Source organism: Mycolicibacterium novocastrense, from assembly GCF_001570485.1.
Lineage (GTDB): Bacteria > Actinomycetota > Actinomycetes > Mycobacteriales > Mycobacteriaceae > Mycobacterium > Mycobacterium novocastrense.
The window spans coordinates 63,091-80,518 of record NZ_BCTA01000086.1; the positions used below are offsets into that span (position 1 = coordinate 63,091).

Annotated in this window: 20 protein-coding genes; 14 read left to right on the plus strand and 6 right to left on the minus strand. The window is 66.2% G+C overall.

From position 1 onward, the window contains the following. The first annotated feature begins 102 nt into the window (after positions 1-102). Positions 103-924 carry an alpha/beta hydrolase gene (locus tag RMCN_RS26130; protein WP_067395512.1) on the plus strand — a complete coding sequence of 274 codons (822 nt, stop codon included), beginning with the start codon at positions 103-105 and terminating at the stop codon, positions 922-924. Here RMCN_RS26130 and purD read toward each other — a convergent pair. Then, positions 921-2,189 (minus strand): phosphoribosylamine--glycine ligase, encoded by a 1,269-nt coding sequence (purD, locus tag RMCN_RS26135; RefSeq protein WP_067395465.1) that lies wholly within the window; start codon positions 2,187-2,189, stop codon positions 921-923. The genes RMCN_RS26130 and purD overlap by 4 nt on opposite strands. 71 nt (positions 2,190-2,260) lie before the next feature. On the opposite strand from purD, the gene RMCN_RS26140 reads away from it, so the two are divergent. The 3 genes from RMCN_RS26140 to RMCN_RS26150 are packed head-to-tail and all read left to right on the plus strand — an operon-like array spanning position 2,261 to position 4,678. Next, positions 2,261-3,490, plus strand: a complete 1,230-nt coding sequence (locus RMCN_RS26140) for a cytochrome P450 (RefSeq protein WP_067395515.1) — start codon at positions 2,261-2,263, stop codon at positions 3,488-3,490. A 26-nt stretch (positions 3,491-3,516) separates the two neighbouring features. After that, the gene (locus RMCN_RS26145) at positions 3,517-4,125 is read left to right on the plus strand and encodes a TetR/AcrR family transcriptional regulator (protein WP_064414342.1); all 609 of its coding nucleotides are present in this window, start codon (positions 3,517-3,519) and stop codon (positions 4,123-4,125) included. 52 nt (positions 4,126-4,177) lie between these two features. After that, complete coding sequence (locus tag RMCN_RS26150) at positions 4,178-4,678, plus strand: EspA/EspE family type VII secretion system effector (RefSeq protein WP_067395468.1); 501 nt, start codon at positions 4,178-4,180, stop codon at positions 4,676-4,678. Positions 4,679-4,684: 6 nt separating this feature from the next. On the opposite strand, the gene RMCN_RS26155 is transcribed toward RMCN_RS26150, so the two are convergent. From RMCN_RS26155 to RMCN_RS26175, 5 genes are all read right to left on the minus strand, one after another. Continuing rightward, entirely contained in the window at positions 4,685-5,911 is a 1,227-nt protein-coding gene (locus RMCN_RS26155; protein ID WP_067395471.1) for a hypothetical protein, read from the minus strand. Further along, the gene (locus RMCN_RS26160; protein WP_067395474.1) at positions 5,901-6,353 is read right to left on the minus strand and encodes a carboxymuconolactone decarboxylase family protein; all 453 of its coding nucleotides are present in this window, start codon (positions 6,351-6,353) and stop codon (positions 5,901-5,903) included. The genes RMCN_RS26155 and RMCN_RS26160 overlap by 11 nt, the downstream gene beginning before the upstream one ends. A gap of 2 nt (positions 6,354-6,355) precedes the next feature. Then, on the minus strand, positions 6,356-7,204 hold the full coding sequence (locus RMCN_RS26165) for an NAD(P)-dependent oxidoreductase (RefSeq protein ID WP_084377760.1): 849 nt from the start codon (positions 7,202-7,204) through the stop codon (positions 6,356-6,358). Further along, positions 7,201-7,962: an SDR family oxidoreductase gene (locus RMCN_RS26170; RefSeq protein ID WP_067395477.1), complete on the minus strand. Its 762-nt coding sequence runs from the start codon at positions 7,960-7,962 to the stop codon at positions 7,201-7,203. Before RMCN_RS26170 ends, RMCN_RS26165 begins: the two co-directional genes overlap by 4 nt. An 82-nt stretch (positions 7,963-8,044) precedes the next feature. Continuing rightward, positions 8,045-9,511 carry an aldehyde dehydrogenase gene (locus tag RMCN_RS26175; RefSeq protein WP_067395521.1) on the minus strand — a complete coding sequence of 489 codons (1,467 nt, stop codon included), beginning with the start codon at positions 9,509-9,511 and terminating at the stop codon, positions 8,045-8,047. Positions 9,512-9,650: 139 nt separating this feature from the next. Here RMCN_RS26175 and RMCN_RS26180 point away from each other — a divergent pair, with 139 nt between their 5' ends. The 10 genes from RMCN_RS26180 to RMCN_RS26225 all read left to right on the plus strand — a co-directional run bounded on the left by RMCN_RS26180 (position 9,651) and on the right by RMCN_RS26225 (position 17,426). Then, entirely contained in the window at positions 9,651-10,259 is a 609-nt protein-coding gene (locus tag RMCN_RS26180) for a TetR/AcrR family transcriptional regulator (RefSeq protein ID WP_067395480.1), read from the plus strand. Next, positions 10,256-11,464 carry a cytochrome P450 gene (locus tag RMCN_RS26185; RefSeq protein ID WP_067395482.1) on the plus strand — a complete coding sequence of 403 codons (1,209 nt, stop codon included), beginning with the start codon at positions 10,256-10,258 and terminating at the stop codon, positions 11,462-11,464. The genes RMCN_RS26180 and RMCN_RS26185 overlap by 4 nt, the downstream gene beginning before the upstream one ends. After that, positions 11,464-12,291: an SDR family oxidoreductase gene (locus RMCN_RS26190; RefSeq protein WP_064348031.1), complete on the plus strand. Its 828-nt coding sequence runs from the start codon at positions 11,464-11,466 to the stop codon at positions 12,289-12,291. Before RMCN_RS26185 ends, RMCN_RS26190 begins: the two co-directional genes overlap by 1 nt. After that, entirely contained in the window at positions 12,288-13,640 is a 1,353-nt protein-coding gene (locus RMCN_RS26195; protein WP_064414349.1) for a lanosterol 14-alpha demethylase, read from the plus strand. The genes RMCN_RS26190 and RMCN_RS26195 overlap by 4 nt, the downstream gene beginning before the upstream one ends. Positions 13,641-13,648: 8 nt before the next feature. Further along, the gene (locus RMCN_RS26200; protein WP_064348029.1) at positions 13,649-13,858 is read left to right on the plus strand and encodes a ferredoxin Fdx; all 210 of its coding nucleotides are present in this window, start codon (positions 13,649-13,651) and stop codon (positions 13,856-13,858) included. A 2-nt stretch (positions 13,859-13,860) separates the two neighbouring features. Beyond that, a complete protein-coding gene (locus tag RMCN_RS26205; RefSeq protein WP_064414350.1) occupies positions 13,861-14,406 on the plus strand; it encodes a nuclear transport factor 2-like protein in 546 nt (181 codons plus the stop codon). Positions 14,407-14,497: 91 nt separating this feature from the next. Next, positions 14,498-15,625 carry an NDMA-dependent alcohol dehydrogenase gene (locus RMCN_RS26210; RefSeq protein WP_064414351.1) on the plus strand — a complete coding sequence of 376 codons (1,128 nt, stop codon included), beginning with the start codon at positions 14,498-14,500 and terminating at the stop codon, positions 15,623-15,625. A gap of 5 nt (positions 15,626-15,630) precedes the next feature. After that, a complete protein-coding gene (locus tag RMCN_RS26215; protein WP_067395485.1) occupies positions 15,631-16,077 on the plus strand; it encodes a nuclear transport factor 2 family protein in 447 nt (148 codons plus the stop codon). Next, positions 16,067-16,945, plus strand: coding sequence for an SDR family NAD(P)-dependent oxidoreductase (locus tag RMCN_RS26220; protein WP_067395488.1), 879 nt, complete (start codon positions 16,067-16,069; stop codon positions 16,943-16,945). The genes RMCN_RS26215 and RMCN_RS26220 overlap by 11 nt, the downstream gene beginning before the upstream one ends. A gap of 31 nt (positions 16,946-16,976) precedes the next feature. Continuing rightward, positions 16,977-17,426, plus strand: a complete 450-nt coding sequence (locus RMCN_RS26225) for a DUF222 domain-containing protein (protein WP_084377768.1) — start codon at positions 16,977-16,979, stop codon at positions 17,424-17,426. Positions 17,427-17,428: the final 2 nt, after the last annotated feature.

The following is a 17,428-nucleotide window of genomic DNA, read 5'->3' on the forward strand; positions in this document are numbered from 1 at the left end:
GCTTTCGGCCAATCGTCAGGCATTCTCACCGAAGTCGGGGCCGGTGTTTCTGATGCGACGGGCCAGTCTCCGCGCGCCGGGCAGTCACGCCGCGATGGCATCATGGCCGCCATGCCCGAACTGAGCCGTCGATCGCTTCTGCGTCTCGGGGTCGGCACGGCTGCCGGAGTGGCGGCGCTGCGGCTGGCGCCCGCGGTGCCGGCCGCACCCGCCGCGCCGACCTACGTCGACGGTTCGTTCGTCTCGGCGGCCCGCGGCGGCCTGGAGACCAATTGGGCGATCGCCCGTCCGCCCGGCCAGACCGCGCCGCTGCGTCCGGTCATCGCGCTGCACGGTAAGGGGCAAAACGCAGCGGGTGTGATGGCCGGCGGGGTGGAACAGGGCTTGGCCCAGGCCGTCGCCGCGGGGCTGCCACCCTTCGCGGTCGTCGCCGTCGACGGCGGTGGAAGCTACTGGCACAAGCGGGCCTCCGGCGAGGACTCCGGGGCGATGGTGCTCGACGAGCTGATCCCGATGCTTGGCTCACAAGGTCTGGACACCTCACGCGTCGGTTTCCTCGGCTGGTCGATGGGCGGCTACGGCGCACTGCTGCTCGGCGCGCGGCTCGGCCCCGCCCGCACCGCCGCGATCTGCGCCGTCAGTCCCGCGCTGTGGACGTCCTCCGGCGCCGCAGCGCCCGGTGCGTTCGACAGCGCGGAAGACTATGCCGCCAACAGTGTTTGGGGGTTGCCCGCGCTGGCATCGATTCCGATCCGGATCGACTGCGGGACCGGCGATCCGTTCTACTCGGCGACGAAGGAGTTCACCGCGCAGCTGCCGAATCCGCCCGCCGGCGGGTTCTCGCCCGGTGGGCACGACGCCGGGTTCTGGAGCTCGCAGCTGCCCGCCGAGCTGGCCTGGATGGCCCCGCTGCTGACGGCCTAGACGCCGACTCGTCCCTGCGCCGCGGCCAGGGCGATGTCACTGCGAAAGTGGCTGCCCGGCAGCCGAATCGACTTGATCACCCGGTAGGCGACCTCACGTGCGGCGGACAGATCCGCACCGGTACCCACGATGGAGAGCACGCGGCCTCCCGAGGACACGACGGCGCCGTCCTCGCGACGACTCGTGCCCGCGTGCAGCACGCCCTCGACGTCGGAGCCGGTGATCACGTCGCCGACCCGTGGGCGAGACGGGTAGTTCTCGGCGGCCAGCACCACGGTCACGGCGGCGCCGTCGCGCCACCGCAGCGGGGGCTCGTCGGCGAGGCCGCCCGTCGCGGCCGCATACAGCAGCCGGCCCAGCGGCGTCTCCAGCAGGGCCAGCACGGGCTGGGTCTCGGGATCGCCGAAGCGGCAGTTGAATTCGATCACCGCCGGGCCCCTCGAGGTGATGGCCAGTCCGGCGTACAGCAATCCCGAGAACGAACTGCCGCGCTTGACCAGTTCGGCGGCAACGGGTTTCACCACATCGTCGACGATCTGGGCGACGACGCCCTCGGGCAGCCACGGCAGCGGCGCGTACGCCCCCATGCCGCCGGTGTTGGGTCCGGTGTCGTTGTCGCCGACCCGTTTGAAGTCCTGCGCGGGCAGCATGGGCACCACGGTCTCGCCGTCGACGAGGCAGAACAGCGACACCTCCGGCCCGTCGAGGAACGACTCGAGCAGTACCGGATGTCCGGCCTCGAGCAGGCTTGCGGCATGGGCCCGGGCGGCCGCGCGATCGGCGGTGACCACCACCCCCTTACCCGCGGCCAGACCGTCGTCCTTGACCACCCATGCGGCCTCGCCGCCGTCGGGGCCGAAGCGGTCGAGCGCCGCGTCGAGGTGAGCGGGGTTGTCGACGACCTCGCTTCTGGCGGTGCGCACACCGGCGGCCGTCATCAGCTCCTTGCCGAAGGACTTCGAACCCTCGATGCGGGCCGCGTCCTTGCTCGGCCCGAAGCAGGCGATCCCGGCCCTGCGCACCGCATCGGCGACGCCGAGGACCAGCGGAACTTCCGGCCCGATGACAACGAGGTCGACCTCCAGCCGCTGCGCCAGTCCGGCCACCGCCTCCCCCGAGGTGATGTCGACGTCGTACTGGTCGGCGATCGCGGCGGTGCCCGCATTACCCGGCGCGATGGACAGACTTTCGACCTCGGGGTCACGTCGCAGCGCCAGCAGCAATGCATGTTCACGGGCACCGGATCCGATTACCAGGACTCGCACAACTGCTCACCCTAACGGTCCAAAAGACTCGTGCGGCCATACACTTGACAAGACACTGTATGGTCGAGGGTATGACGCAGGCCACATGCCCATTCGGGCCCGGATACGACTTCACCGATCCCGAGGTACTTCTGCGCGGTATTCCCGTCGCCGAATTCGCCCAGCTGCGCAAGACCGCGCCGGTGTGGTGGAACGAGCAGTGCGAGTCGATCTTCGACGACGGCGGCTACTGGGTGATCAGCCGCCACGAGGACGTCAAGGCCATCTCGCGCAACTCCGAGCTGTGGTCGACCAACCGCAAAGGCGCGGTGATGCGCCTGCCCGAAGGCGTCACCTCCGAACAGCTCGAACTCACCAAGGCGCTGCTGATCAACCACGACGCACCCGAACACACCAGGCTGCGCAAGCTGGTGTCGCGCCTGTTCACCCCCCGAGCGATCGCGACGCTCGAGGAGCGGTTGGCGACCGCCGCGCGCGAAATCGTGGCCGAGGCAAGGCAAAAGGGCAGGGGCAACTTCGTCGACGACATCGCGATGCGTCTGCCGCTGCTGGCCATCGCCGACCTGATCGGTGTGCCCGAGGCCGATCGGGAGAAGCTCTTCCACTGGACCAACGCGATCATGAACACCGACGACCCCGACTTCGACAGCGATCCGACCGCCGCCAACGCGGAGCTGATGGGATACGCCTACTCGATGGCCGAGGAGCGCCGTCGTTGCCCGGCAGATGACATCGTGACGCGGCTGATCGAGGCGGACCTCGACGGGGAGTCGCTCGACGACGTGGAGTTCGCGTTCTTCGTGATCCTGCTGGCGGTGGCCGGAAACGAGACCACCCGAAACGCGATGACCCACGGTATGAACGCGTTCTTCGAGAACCCCGGGCAGTGGGAGTTGTTCAAGCGCGACAGACCCGCGACCGCCGCCGACGAGATCGTGCGGTGGGCCACCCCCGTGCACTGCTTCCAGCGGACCGCACTGGCCGATACCGAACTCGGCGGCGTCACGATCCGCGAGGGCCAACGGGTCGGGCTGTTCTACAGCTCGGCCAACTTCGACGAAGAGGTGTTCGACCAGCCCTTCCGGTTCGACATCTCACGTGACCCCAATCCGCACCTCGGTTTCGGGGGAAACGGCGCCCACTACTGCATCGGCGCGAACCTGGCCCGCATGGAGATCAAGCTGATCTTCAACGAGATCGCCGACCAGATTCCCGACATCGCCAAACGCGGTGAACCGCAACGCCTTCGCTCCGGGTGGATCAACGGCGTCAAGGACCTGCAGGTCTCCTACACCGGTTGATGGGGCCGGCTGAGTAGGATTTCGCCGTGCGCACTCACGGTTGGTCCGGTGCGGCGCCGTCGACGGATGAGGAGGCGGTCGCCCGCATCCTCGACGCCGCAGGCAAGGCGATCGACGCGCGTGGCGCGGAGTTTTCGATCAGCGACGTCGCACGCACGCTGGGGGTCACGCGCCAGACCGTCTACCGGTACTTTCCCAGCACCGACGCGCTCCTTCAGGCCTCAGCACAGCGGGCGGCGACCGGCTTTCTGGACCGGCTCGCCGACCACCTGCAGGGCTTGACCGACCCGCAGGAGGCGGTCGCCGAGGGCATCGCCACCGCGTTGGAGTGGCTGCCGCAGGACAAACACATGGGGCTGCTGCTGATGCCCGCGCGGGCCAGCGAGTTCAGTCAGACGGTCACCTCGGATGTGGCGTTGGAGTTCGCCAATTCGATGCTGCGCCGCTTCGACGTGGACTGGGCCGCGCTGGGGTTCGATGATCACGACCTCGACGAGCTGGCCGAACACCTGCTGCGGATCATCCAGTCGTTCGTCATCGACCCGGGGCGTCCCCCGCGACGGGGCCCCGAGCTGCGCGGCTACCTGCGCCGCTGGGTCGGCGCGTCCGTCGCCGCTCCGACGGCGGCCCGCTGAGCGTCACAATTGGTGCGCGGTCGGCCTCCTGGCGGGCCGTAAACTCACGATCGTGAGTGTCGTCGATGCCTTCCTCTCGACGTGGGCGCGGGCGCGTGCCTCGTTCGGTGAGGGCATCCCGCAGGACGGCGGCGGGCTGGACCACAGCGCCCGCTTGGAGGCCCTACGGGACGAGGTGGAGTCGGCGACGCCCGGTTCGGATTGGACGGGCGCAGGCGCTGAGGGCTATCGCGACCGGAACGCCAGGCAGGCAAGGGCTCTGGGGGCGTTGGCCGACCTGGACCGCCGACTGGCCGCGGAGGTGGACAGGTCGGCCGCGGTGGTGTCGGCCGGCCGGCGTGAGCTCGACGCGGTCCGCCAGTGGGTGGAGGATGCCGCCGCGACGGTGCCCGAAACGCCTGCCGGCCAACAGATGCTGTGGCCGGTCGTCAGCAAGGGCGCCGGGGAGGTCGCCGAGATCATCCAGCGCTCACACAGCGACCTGGCCGCCATCGCGGCGCGGATGCGCGCGCTGGGGGCAGAATACGAGGAACTGGGCAGGCCCGCGCCCTGACCGGGTTCAGAGCACCGTCAGCGGCAGCGATTTGCGGTCTTCGAACTCCCATGTCGAACCGCCACTGACCCTGACAACCGACACCTCGGAGAATTCCTTGGCCTCGCTGTCCGTCTCGACGACGCGCGCGGTCCACTCCTGGGCGGTGCCGGTCACCTCGACATCGAGATGCTTGTCGACCGCGGTGACCGCGGCCTGCAACGGGCGCACCTCGTCGGGCGTCACCAACGAGATCCAGGCGCCGTCCTCGTGAGCGGATGAACGCCGCAGATGTACGGTGTCCGGCCCGAATTCGGCGTCGACGTAGGCGGCGGGATTGAACATCGGGTGCAACTCGAGGGTGCGCACGGCGCCTTCGATCCCGCCGGGAAGCTTCAGCGCTCGGTGAATGCGTTCGGCGGCGATACCGGCCACCCCGATCAGTTGTCTGGTGCAGATCTCGGTCGCCAGTTCGGTGTTGGTGCCGGCCCGCTTCCCGACGGCGATGACATACGACAGGTTGAGCAGGTGCATCTGCAGGCACACCTCGTCGGCCATGCGCACCAGCGCCGAATGTGAGAACGCGCCGAAGTCGAAGTCCGAAACCAACGGGCCCGAGTAGTCCGACTGCCCTTGGTCACCGGTGTCGATGGGGTCGAGTTCGGTTCTGGCGGCACGTGTCCGGGCGACCACCTCGAGTACCGGGTGGTCCTCCACCTCGGGGTAGGACTCGTCGATGATCACGGTCCACGCACAATGCGGGTGCCGGTCGGCGGGTGTACGCGGCGGGCGGTGGATCGGGCGGATCTGGGCTCGGCGGTTGGTCGCCACGGCCGTTGCGTCGAACGTCGGGTCCTCGATGTCGTGGCACATGCCGCGCACGTACTCTTCGCCCATAGGTTCCACGTCCAACAGCGCGCCGCAGTGGTCGAGGTGAAATTCGCCGTGCCAGCGGTCGTGGACGGTGTAGCGAAAATCCATGAACTGCGGTGGCGCCCCGATGTCGAGCTGTAGACCTTTGAAGATCGTGATGACATCGGTGCCCTCGTACTTCAAAGCCTTCTGCATCCGCCTGGTGTAGATCGGGCTGGCGCCCATCCACTCCTCGATCGCGACCTGCAGCATCTCCTCGCGACCGAAATTGCTGATGATCCAGGCCATTCCAGAGCGGTCGATCAATTGGCCGATCAGCAGCAGCTCCGGCAGCAGTGCCGCCAGTTCCGCACGTGACAGTGACGCGTACCTACTTGTCATGGTCGTCATGAACCGTCCCACCGGAGTGCATCTTCACCGCGGCATTGACATTGGCTTTCTTGTCTTCTCCCCGGCCTCGCTCCGCGGCCTTCTTGCGGTTCTTGATCACCTTGCTCACCGCGCCGTCCAGCTTGGAACCCAACGGGAACCCGAGGTAGTGGGTCAAGAAGACGGCCATCTCCTTGAGTTCGTCCTCGGTCATCTCCCCGTTGCCCAGCGCCGCGTTGGCCTGGATTTCGGCGAGGTCGGAGTTTCCGACGGCCGTCACGGCGGTCAGCGTCATGATCCGCTTGTCGCGCATCGACAGTCCAGGCCGCGTCCAGATGGTGCCGAAGAGGTGGTCGACGGTGAGGTCGAAGTACGGATCGCCCTCGATGTTGGGCATCTCCCAGCCGTATACCTCGTTCATCTTCTCGAGGCCCTTGCGGCGCAACTCGTCCATCGTCACTCCTTCGTGTGCGGCACGCCGAGCCCGGCGGCCAGGTTCTGCAGCGCGATCTCGGCCAGCGGGAGTTCGGTCCCGGTGGTCTTGCCCAGCGCGAGCGCCAAGCTGAGGTCCTTTTCGGCGAGTCCACGTGTGTGCGTGAACATGTCGTACAGGAAGTGGTCCCGGGTGAGCGGCTCGGTGTCGTCGCGGTACATGATGGCTCCGGGTCCACCACTCTGCGCGTCACTGTGCCGCACCACACGACCGAGCTTCTGCAGGTCCAGCCCGGCCGCCTCGGCCAGTTTCTGCGCCTCACAGGCCGCGGCGAACCCGATGAAGGTCAACATGTTGCGGGCCAGCTTCATCCGCGTTCCCGCTCCGGGCTCACCGGCCCGGACGACCAGCGACGCCCACTTCTTGAACACCGGCTTGACCTTGGCGAAGGCCTCGTCGTCGGCACCGACCATCACGGCGAGCTCACCCTTGTCGGCCGCCCCGGCGCCCCCGCTGACAGGCGCGTCCACGATGTGAATATCTTTGTCCCGCAACTGATCGGCCAACTCTGCGGCAGTGTCTGGTTCGATCGTCGAGTGAATGGCGATCACGGTGCCCGGCGCGGCATGCTCACCGAGTTGTCCCACCACGTCGCGCACCTGTTCGTCGTTGAGCACGGTGACGCTGATGATGTCGGCCTTCGCGACATCGGCGATGGTGTCGGCGACATTGGCACCCAGCTCGACCAGCGGGGTCATTGCCTCGGTGCGCACGTCGAACACGATGAGCCCGCCCGGCCAGTCGACCAGACGCTTGGCCATCGGCGCGCCCTGGTTGCCCAGTCCGATGTACCCCAGCTTGACGTCGCTCACCTGATGATCTGCCCGCCGTCGACGTTGAAGATCTGGCCGGTGATCCACTTCGCCTGATCCGACAGCAGGAACAGGCACATTCCGACGAGATCTTCGGGTTGGCCCATGCGCGACAACGGAATTCCCTTGACGATGTCGGCGACCATCTCCTGAGGCGTGGTCGTGCGGTTGGCCTCCGTGTCGATCGGCCCCGGCGCGATCGCGTTCACCCTGATGTTCTGCCCGCCGAGTTCGGTGGCCAGTTGCTGTGTCAGCCCGTTGATGCCGACCTTGGCCAGGCCGTAGAAGTTCGAGTACAGCCACGCCGCGGTCGAGGACTGGTTGACGATCGCGCCGCCGCCCCGTTTGGCCATCTTCTTGTACACCGCACGGGTACAGACCAGCGCCCCGTCCATGTTCACGCTCATGAACTTCTTGTAGTAGTCCCAGTCGACGGTGATCAGGAAGTCCAGTTTCATGCCGCCGAAGATCGCGGCGTTGTTGACCAGGTAGTCGATGCCACCGAACTCCGAAAGCGTCTGCGCCGCCATCTCCTTCGCGGACTCCGGGTCGGACACGTCGACGCGCACGGCGAGCGCGCTGCCGCCCTCCCCCGTGATCCCGTCGGCGACCTTCTGCGCGCCCTCGGTGTTGATGTCGGCCACCACCACCGCGGCGCCTTCGCGCGCCAGCGCCTCGGCATATGCTTGGCCGATACCGCCGCCCGCGCCGGTGACGATGGCCACCTTGTCCTTGAACTGGTCTCCGTAGAGCCCCATCGCGTTCCTTTCGTCGTTGCCGAGTGTGGGGTTGTGTCACGTTGTTTGCGTCTGAACGTGCGGGTAACCCACGTTCGGCGTGTCAGACAGCCGTGGCGATCGCCTTAATCTCCAGGTATTCCTCGAAGCCGGCCAGCCCCATCTCCCGGCCGAGCCCGGACTGTTTGTAGCCACCGAAGGGCATGTCCGCCGAATACCAGACGCCGCCGTTGATGTTGACCGTACCGACCCGCATCCGTGCCGCGACCCGGTTCGCGCGTTCTTCGTCGGCCGAGAACACGGTTCCCGAAAGGCCGTACGCCGAATCGTTGGCGATGCGGACCGCGTCGTCGTCACCGTCATGCGCAATGACCGTCAGCACAGGCCCGAAGATCTCCTCGCGGGAGACCTTGGCGTTGTTGTCCAGCCCGGCGATGACGGTGGGTTCGATGAAGAAGCCGGTGTCGCGGTCAGCGGGCCGGCCACCCCCGACGGCGAACTTGCCGCCCTCGTCGATCGCGGAGTCGAGGTAGCCCTGAACCCGGTCGCGCTGGCGTGCGGAAATGAGTGGGCCGCAGATGGTTCCGGCGTCCTGGGGGTCGCCCGGCCTCAGCCCGCCCATCGTCGCCGCAGCCGCCTCCACCGCCTCGTCGTAACGTGCCCGGGGCACCACCAGTCGGGTCGTGATGGCACATCCCTGCCCGGCGTGCATCGACGCGGTGAACGCCGACATCGAACAGGCGGCGGCCAGGTCGGCGTCGTCGAGCACCAGAAACGCCGACTTGCCGCCCAGCTCCAAGAACACCTTCTTGATCGTCGCGGCGCCGTCGGCCATCACGCTGCGGCCGGTCGCCGTCGACCCGGTGAACGAAACCATGTCCACCCGCGGGTCTTTGGACAGCAGCGCACCGACCCCGTGGTCGCTGGAGGTCACGATGTTGACCACCCCCGGCGGGATGTCGGTGTGCTCGGCGATCAACTCCCCGACGGCGGCCGCGCACCACGGGGTGTCCGGTGCCGGCTTGAGCACGATGGTGTTGCCCGCGGCCAGCGCCGGGCCGATCTTGGCGAGGTTGATCTGGTGCGGGAAGTTCCACGGCGTGATGGCGCCGACGACACCGACGGCCTCGCGGGCGATCCGCCGGCGGGTTTTGATGCCCATCGGCGACGCTTCCCCCAGATCGGTGACCCACTGGTAGGACTCCGCGGTGTCGGCGCAGAAGCTCAGATCCTCGACCGGTCCCTCGAGCTGGGCTGCCGAGGTCAACATCCGCGGCGCACCGACCTCGCCGATCGTGATCTCCCGCAGTTCCTCGATGTGGTCCTTCAGGACCGCCTGCAGCTGGCGCAGGCACCGCACCCGCAGCTTGGTGTCGGTCGACCAGTCGGTTTCGTCGAAGGCGCGCCTCGCGGCTTCGATGGCACGACCCATGTCGTCGGCGGTGGCGTCGGCCGCAACACCGAGCACTTCCTCGGTCGCGGGGTTGACGGTCTCGAACGACCCGCCGCTGCCCGCGACGAGCTTGCCGTCGATGAGCAGCAGACTTTCCCGATTCGCCAGCACAGCCATGCGGTCTCCGTTCACCATTGCTGGACAACTGTCCGAATTGATGAACCGAACGATAGTCTGCTCGCGGTGCGGCTGGCAAGCATATGGTTTTCTAGCTGCGTACTTGCGGATCCCAGGGCAGGTCCGATAACTTGGACAGGTGTCCAGCGAACCCGTGGTTGCGGTCACAGGCCCGCCGCCTGTCAGTACCGGCGAAACACCGCGGAACCGCCGCCAGGAGGAGACGTTCCGCAAGGTGCTCGCCGCCGGTGTCGAAATGTTGCGCGAATCCTCGTACGCCGATCTGACGGTGCGCGCCGTCGCCGCCAGGGCCAAGGTCGCGCCGGCCACCGCCTACACCTATTTCTCGTCGAAGAACCATTTGATCGCGGAGGTGTACCTCGACCTCATCCGTCAGGTGCCGTACTTCACCGACGTCAACGACAGCAGGGTGACCCGCGTCGAGAAGGCCCTGCGCGCGATGGCGTTGACCGTCGCCGACGAACCGGAGGTCGCGGCCGCGTGCACGACCGCGCTGCTCAGCGGTGCGGACCCCGCGGTGCGGGTGGTGCGCGACCGCATCGGCGGTGAGATCCACCGTCGCATCCGTTCGGCGATGGGACCGGACGCGGACCCGCGAGCTCTTGCCGCACTGGAGATGACGTTCTTCGGCGCGCTGGTCAACGCCGGCAGCGGCGTGTTCACCTACCACCAGATCGCCGACCGACTCAGTTACGTGGTCGGCCTCGTCATAGGGGAGGACCAGTGACGGTCAGCGAAATCGTCCTCGACCCATACGATTACGACTTCCACGAGGATCCGTATCCGTATTACAAACGGCTGCGCGACGAGGCGCCGCTGTACCGCAATGACGAACTCGGCTTCTGGGCCCTGTCGCGACATCAGGACGTCTGGGAGGGTTTCCGCAACAGCACCACGCTGTCGAACAAGTTCGGCGTATCGCTGGATCCGGCCTCCCGAGGCCCGCACGCGTCCAAGACGATGTCGTTCTTGGCGATGGACGACCCCGACCACCTGCGACTACGCACACTGGTGTCGAAGGGTTTCACGCCTCGCCGGATCCGTGAGTTGGAACCGCGCGTCACCGAGATCGCGGTGCAGCACCTCGACATCATGCTGGAGAAGGCCCGCTCCAACGAAACCGTCGACTATGTCGACGAGTTCGCGGGCAAGCTGCCGATGGACGTGATCTCCGAGCTGATGGGCGTCCCGGAACCGGACCGCACGCAGGTGCGCGCGTGGGCGGACGGTGTGATGCACCGCGACGAGGGCGTGACCGACGTACCGCCCGCGGCCGTCGAGGCGTCGATCAATCTGATCGTCTACTACCAGGGCATGGTGGCCGAACGCCGCAAGAACCCGACGGACGACCTCACCACCGCGCTGCTGGAGGCCGAGATCAACGGTGACCGGCTCACCGACGACGAGATCCTCGGCTTCATGTTCCTGATGGTGATCGCCGGTAACGAGACGACGACGAAACTGCTTGCGAACGCGGCGTTCTGGGGCCACCGCAACCCTGACCAACTCACCCCCCTCTACACCGAGCTGGACCGGATACCGCTGTGGGTCGAGGAAACGCTGCGCTACGACACCTCGAGCCAGATTCTGGCGCGCACCGTCGCCGGTGACCTGACGTTGTACGACACCGAAATTCCCGATGGGGATGTCGTGCTGTTGCTGCCCGGTTCGGCGCACCGCGACGAGCGTGTGTTCGAGGACCCGGACCGGTTCATCATCGGCCGCGAAATCGGTCCCAAGTTGTTGAGTTTCGGTAGCGGCGCCCACTTCTGCCTCGGCGCGCATCTGGCGCGCATGGAGGCCAGGGTCGCGCTGACCGAGTTGTTCAAGCGAATCCGCGGTTACGAGGTGGACGAGGCCAACGCCGTCCGCGTCCACTCGAGCAATGTCCGCGGATTCGCTCACCTACCGATCACTGTGGAGACTCTCTGATGCCCCGGTTCGACCCCCTGCCCGAACGCCGGCCCGTCATCGTCGCCGGCGCATCGTCCGGAATCGGAGAGGCGACGGCGATCGAGATGGCCGCGCGCGGGTTCCCGGTCGCGCTCGGCGCCCGACGCGTGGAGAAACTCGAAGACATCGTCGGAAAGATCAACGCCGACGGCGGCGAGGCGGTCGGCTTCCACCTCGACGTCACCGATCCCAACTCGGTGAAAACGTTTGTCGCTCAATCCGTTGAGGCGCTCGGTGAGATCGAGGTGCTCGTCGCCGGTGCCGGTGACACCTATTTCGGCAAGCTGGCCGAGATCAGCACCGACGAGTTCGAGTCGCAGTTGCAGATTCACCTGGTCGGCGCCAACCGGCTGGCCTCGGCGGTGCTGCCCGGCATGCTCGAGCGCCGTCGCGGCGACCTGATCTTCGTCGGATCCGATGTGGCGCTGCGTCAGCGGCCGCATATGGGCGCCTACGGGGCGGCGAAGGCCGCGCTTGTCGCCATGGTCAACAACTTCCAGATGGAACTCGAGGGCACCGGCGTGCGCGCGTCCATCGTGCACCCGGGCCCCACCAAAACCAGCATGGGCTGGAGCCTTCCCGCCGAGAAAATCGGGCCCGCGCTGGAAGATTGGGCGAAGTGGGGCCAGGCCCGCCACGACTATTTTCTGCGGGCGTCCGATCTCGCTCGCGCCATCGCCTTCGTGGCGGAGACGCCGCGCGGTGGGTTCATCGCGAACATGGAGCTTCAGCCCGAAGCGCCGCTGACCACTGCACCCGCAGAACGCCAGCAGCTCAAGTTGAACGAGGAGAACCTGAAGTCATGACGACCGCGATCGTGCCCCGGGTTTCCGGCGGCGAAGAAGAACACGGACATCTGGAGGAGTTTCGCACCGACCCGATCGGTCTGATGAAACGGGTTCGGGAGGAATGCGGCGACGTCGGTTGGTTCCAGTTGGTGGACAAGCACGTCATCCTGCTGTCCGGCGCCGAGGCCAACGAGTTCTTCTTCCGTTCGGCTGATGAGGATCTCGACCAGGCCGAGGCCTATCCGTTCATGACGCCGATCTTCGGCAAGGGCGTGGTGTTCGACGCAAGCCCCGAGCGTCGCAAGGAGATGCTGCACAACTCCGCTCTTCGCGGTGAACACATGAAGGGCCATGCCACCACCATCGAAGGCGAAGTCAAGAAGATGATCGCCGATTGGGGCGACGAGGGCGAGATTGAACTGCTCGACTTCTTCGCCGAGCTGACGATCTACACGTCGACGGCCTGCCTGATCGGGCTGAAGTTCCGCAACCAGCTGGACCACCGGTTCGCCGAGTACTACCACGATCTCGAGCGCGGCACCGACCCGCTGTGCTACGTCGACCCCTACCTGCCGATCGAGAGTTTCCAGCGCCGCGACGAGGCGCGCGTGAAACTCGTTGCGTTGGTGCAGGAGATCATGAACCAGCGCCTGGCCAATCCGCCGGCGGACAAGTCCGACCGCGACATGCTCGACGTGCTGGTGTCGATCCGCGACGAGGACGGCAATCCCCGCTTCTCGGCCGACGAAGTCACCGGCATGTTCATCTCGCTGATGTTCGCCGGGCACCACACCAGTTCGGGGACGTCTGCGTGGACCTTGATCGAGCTGATCCGGCACCCCGAGATCTACGCCAAGGTTCAGGCCGAACTCGACGAGCTCTACGCCGACGGTCAAGAGGTGAGCTTTCATGCGCTGCGCCAGATTCCGTTGCTGGACAATGTCGTCAAGGAGACGCTGCGGCTGCACCCGCCGTTGATCATTTTGATGCGGGTGGCCCAGGGTGAGTTCGAGGTCGCCGGCTTCCCCATTCACAAGGGCGATTTCGTCGCTGCCTCGCCGGCCATCAGCAACCGGATTCCCGAGGACTTCCCGGATCCCGACGGTTTCAATCCGGACCGCTACAACAAGCCCGAGCAGGCCGACATCGTGAACCGCTGGACCTGGATTCCGTTTGGTGCCGGCAGGCATCGCTGCGTCGGCGCGGCGTTCGCCCAGATGCAGATCAAGGCGATCTTCTCGGTCCTGTTGCGCGAGTACGAATTCGAGATGGCGCAACCGGCCGACAGTTACCGCAATGACCACTCGAAGATGGTGGTGCAGCTGCAACGGCCCGCGAAGGCCCGGTACCGCAGGCGCGCCAAGTAGGGGATCGAATGGGCTGCTACAGAGTCGAAGTAGACCTGGACCTGTGCCAGGGGCACGCGATGTGTGAGCTCGAGGCGCCCGACTACTTCACCGTCCCCAAACGCGGCAAGGTCGAAATCCTCGACCCCGAACCACCCGACGACGCCCGCGACGAGATACAGAACGCGGTCGACATGTGCCCGACCCAAGCACTGGCCATCAAAGAAACAGGAGAATGACAATGCCGTCACTGCCCCGCGAAGCGCTCGACAACTGGGTCGAGCAGTGGCTGGAGGCCAACCGGGAGGCCGAACGCAACGGCGACTGGAAGCCGCTGGCCGAGTTCTACACCGATGATGCGACCTACGGCTGGAACATCGGCCCCAAAGAAGACGTCATGTGCGTCGGCAAAGATGAAATCCGGGATGTCGCACTGGGTTTGGAGATGGAGGGTCTGGAGAACTGGGTCTACGAGTACCAGAAGGTGCTCGTCGACGACAAGCAGGGCGAGATCGTCGGCTTCTGGAAGCAGATCGCGAACAAGTCAGACGGCACCAAAGACGAGATCTACGGGATCGGGGGCAGCTGGTTCCGGTTGGATGAAAACCTGAAAATCGAGTGGCAGCGCGACTTCTTCGACTTCGGCCACGTCGCCAAGGGGTACGCGAAGCTGATCGAGTCCGGCGACCTGTCGCCCGGTATGCAGAAGCGCATCGAGCGCTCCCTGGCCGGGGAGAAGTTGCCCGGTTATTACCCCCTGGGCCAGGCACCGGTACCGATCTGGTGACCCGGCCAAGCAGTTGATTGGGGGTGGGTGTGACCTACCTAACTACTGCCTCTAGTCTGAGGTCACCGGTACTAGCGGAAGGCACGTTCGAATGAAGACAAAAGGTGCTCTCATCTGGGAGTTCAACCAGCCGTGGTCGATCGAGGAGATCGAGATCGGGGACCCCGTCAAGGACGAGGTCAAGGTGCAGATGGAAGCGTCGGGGATGTGCCACTCCGACCACCACCTGGTGACCGGCGGCATCCCGATGGCCGGTTTCCCGGTCCTCGGTGGCCACGAGGGCGCGGGCATCGTGACCGAGGTCGGTCCGGGCGTCGAGGACCTCAAGCCCGGCGATCACGTCGTGATGTCGTTCATCCCGTCCTGCGGCAACTGTCCGTCGTGTCAGGCCGGCATGCGCAACCTCTGCGATCTCGGCGCCGGCCTGCTCGGGGGCACCGCGGTCTCCGACGGCACCCACCGTATTCACGCCAAGGGGCAACCCGTCTTCCCGATGACCCTGCTGGGCACGTTCTCGCCCTACATGGTCGTGCACAAGAGTTCGGTGGTGAAGATCGACGAGTCGATCCCGTTCGAGGTTGCCTGCCTGGTCGGTTGCGGCATCACCACCGGCTACGGCTCGGCCGTCCGCAGCGGTGACATCCGGCCCGGTGAGGACGTCGCGATCGTCGGCGTCGGCGGCGTCGGCATGGGCGCTCTGCAGGGCGCCGTCACCGCGGGCGCGCGTCGCATCTTCGCGATCGACCCGGTGGAGTGGAAGCGTGACCAGGCGCTGAAATTCGGTGCCACACATGCCTATCCGGACTGGGAATCCGCGATGGCCGGTATCGGCGAGGTCACCTGGGGACTGATGGCCCATAAGGTGATCATCACCGTGGGCGAGTTGCACGGCAAGGACATCGAGAACTACCTCAGCCTGACCGCCAAGGGCGGCACCTGCGTGGTCACCGCCATCGGCAGCCTGCTCGACACCGAGGTGAACCTCAACCTGGCGATGCTGACCCTGCTGCAGAAGAACCTGCAGGGCACCATCTTCGGTGGCGGCAACCCCCACTACGACATCCCGCAGCTGCTGTCGATGTACAAGGCCGGCAAGCTGAACCTCGATGACATGGTCACCCGGCAGTACAAGCTGGAGCAGATCAACGACGGTTACTCCGACATGCTCGAGGGCCGCAACATCCGCGGCGTCATTCGCTACACCGACGACGACCGGTAGAGGTCATGTCCCAGGAAACCGTCGAGAAGACACCGGCTTTGGCGGCGTCCCACAATTCGTGGAAATGCGTGCACTCCCACGACAAAGAGGGTTGGTTGGCCCTGATGGCCGACGACGTCGTCATCGAGGATCCGATCGGGCAGTCGTTCACCAACCCCGACGGCACGGGAATCCGCGGGAAGGAGGCGGTGTCCGGCTTCTACGACGCCAACATCGCCTCCAATGACCTGCGGATCACCTGCGAGGAGACGTTCCCCTCCAGTTCTCCGCACGAGGTGGCTCATATCCTGGTGCTGCGCAGCAAGTTCGACAACGGGACGACCAGCACGGTGCGCGGAGTGTTCACCTACAAGGTCAACGACGCCGGTCTGCTCACGAACCTTCGTGGCTACTGGAACATGGACATGATGGAGTTCGGCCAAGCGGGTAGCCAGTCAACGGATGGCAAGTAGCCCGTCGCTGACCGGGCGGGCCGCTGTCGTCGTCGGCGGATCGCGCGGTGTGGGGCTGGCGGTGGCCGAACTGCTCGCCGCCCACGGTGCGGGAGTCGTCGTCAACGGCCGTGATGCCCAGGCCGTAACCGAAGCGGCGCAACGGATTCCGAACGCGCACGGAGTGGCCGGCTCGCCAGCCGATCCCGAAACGGCGGACGCGTTGATCGACACGTGCGTCAGGGAGTTCGGGCGCATCGACATCCTGATCAACTGTGCGGGCACGGCCGAACCCGTCGGGTCGTCGATTCTCACGATCACGTCCGGCCAGTTCCGCGAGCTGATCGACGCGCATCTCACTACGACCTTTGAGACCTGCCGAGCCGCGGCGCCCAGGATGGTCGCTCAGGGCGGAGGTGCGATCGTGAACACGAGCTCGTTCGCGTTCCTCGGCGACTACGGCGGTACGGGGTATCCGGCGGGCAAGGGCGGCGTCAATGGGCTGACCCTCGCGATCGCCGCCGAGCTGAAGGAGCACGGTGTACGCGCGAACGTCGTCTGCCCCGGGGCCAGGACGCGGCTCTCCACCGGGCCGGACTACGAGGCCCACATCGCAGACCTCAACCGTCGCGGCCTGCTGGACGAGGTGAGCATGCAAGGCGCCCTCGATGCCGCGCCGCCGGAGTACGTCGCGCCTACCTACGCCTATCTGGTCAGCGACCTGGCCAAGGACGTGACGGGTCAGATCTTCATCGCCGCAGGCGGGTTCGTGGGACGCTTCGACAGGCCGACGCCGCCGATCCTCGCCTACCGCGACCATCACGACAGCCCGCCGTGGTCGATCACCGAAATCAGCGAGTTGGCCGGTGGGGGTCAAGCAGGGCGCTGATTTGTCAGACCCCGGTGGCATACTCGAACACATGTTCGAGTCGGAGTTCGCGGGTGCTGACGATCGGTCGGTGGTGGCTGCGATCGAGGAGTGTGCGCGCGCCGAGGCGGTGTGGGCGGCGCGGCGGTTGGCCGCGGTGGCGGAGTTGACCGCGCGCTACACCGAACCCGATGAGGACCGTGATCATTTCGCTGTTGATGGGTGGCGGATGGCCTCGGCGGAGATCTCGGCGGCGATGCGGGTGGGGGATCGGGCCGCTTCGGGCCAGATGTGTATCGCGATGGCCTTGCGTGAGCGGCTGCCGAAGGTCGCGGCGCTGTTTGTGCGGGGGCAGTTGAGTGCGGGGCTGGTGTCCACGATCACCTGGCGCACCCAGCTGATCGTGGATTCTGATCCACCCCGGCGTGTCGGGAGAGTTCTTCCGTTGGGAAGGATGGGCACGTGGGTTCGAAGTCATCGAGGCGGTATCCGGAGGAATTGAAG